This window comes from Streptomyces sp. NPDC005195 (genome assembly GCF_040608315.1).
Classification (GTDB): Bacteria; Actinomycetota; Actinomycetes; order Streptomycetales; family Streptomycetaceae; genus Streptomyces; species Streptomyces kaempferi.
On sequence record NZ_JBEXHZ010000372.1, the window covers coordinates 1 to 1,196 of the forward strand.

The 1,196-nt window shown below is 73.1% G+C and carries 1 protein-coding gene; it reads right to left on the reverse strand.

Annotation, left to right across the window (positions count from 1 at the left end):
* The coding region (locus tag ABZV34_RS39740; protein WP_356288264.1) for an alpha/beta fold hydrolase at positions 1 to 1,116 on the reverse strand (1,116 nt) is incomplete at its 3' end.
* Positions 1,117 to 1,196: the final 80 nt, after the last annotated feature.

Genomic DNA, 1,196 nt, shown 5'->3' on the forward strand with positions numbered 1-1,196 from the left:
CACGCGCGGGGTGCCCACCACGCGCGAGGCGCCCACCGCGCGCGAGCTGGGCAGGGAGGCGCCGACCGACAGCTGCATGAGTCCCTGGGTGTCACCGTCCTGGACGAGCGCGGCGAGGGCCCGCTCCAGCATGGGCCACATCCGCCGGCTGTACAGCGCCTGGCCGACCGCACCCGCGAGATCCTGACCCGTGAACGTCTGTCCGAGGTTGGTCGGCACCGGATCCCGGTCCAGTGAGTCGACGAGCCGGACGACCTGCTGCCGTGCCTCGCGCGGATCCTCCCCGAAGGGGCAGGCGATGTCCTGGGTGCACCAGGTGAGGAAGTCGTCCAGGGCGGTCTGCTGTCCCTCGGCGCCCGCCAGCCCCTGCTCGGCCATCGACTCGGTGAGCGTGTCCACACCGTCGAGCACCATCCGGCCCGTCTTCTTCGGGAACTGGGCCGCGTACACCGCGCCCAGGCGGGTTCCGTACGAGAAGCCGAGGTAGTTGAGCTTCTTGTCGCCGAGTGCCTGCCGCATCACGTCGAGGTCCCGGGCGGCGTTCACCGTGCCTATGTGGGCCAGCACCGGGCCGGAGTGCGCGGCGCACTCGCCGGCGACCTTGCGCAGTGCCTTGAGGACGGCCTGCGCATCGCTGCCGTCGGTGACGGAGCCCGCCGTGCCGGACGCCTGGCCGGCCCCGTCTCCGCAGCTGACCGGCGAGGACCGGCCGACGCCCCGGGGGTCGAAGGTCACCACGTCGTAGCCGTTGGTGAGGTCCATGAAGTCCTTGCCGCCGTCCACGGCCAGCTCCGGGATTCCCGCACCCCCGGGACCGCCGAAGTTCAGCAGCACGGACCCCCGCGACGCGCCCGTCGCCCGGTACCGCGCCAGCGCGACGTCCAGGGTCCCCTTCCGCGGGTGCGCGTAGTCCAGCGGGACGGTCACCTTCCCGCACTGGAGGTCGGCGGGCATCCCCTCGCCCGCGCAGGCGCCCCACGTGATCCTCTGGTGGTAGAAGCGGGAGAGGCCGGGGGCGTCGGCGGCCACGGCCGACGACGGCAGTCCCGCCGTCAGCAGAGCCAGTGTCGCCGCGCCGGCTCCGACACATGTCCAGCGTTGGTGCACGGACAGCATGCGGGCCTCCAGGGACAGCGGGAGCCGGACCGGGATGCCCTCCCGGCCACGACACGCATCACGATAGGCGCGGGCCGGGG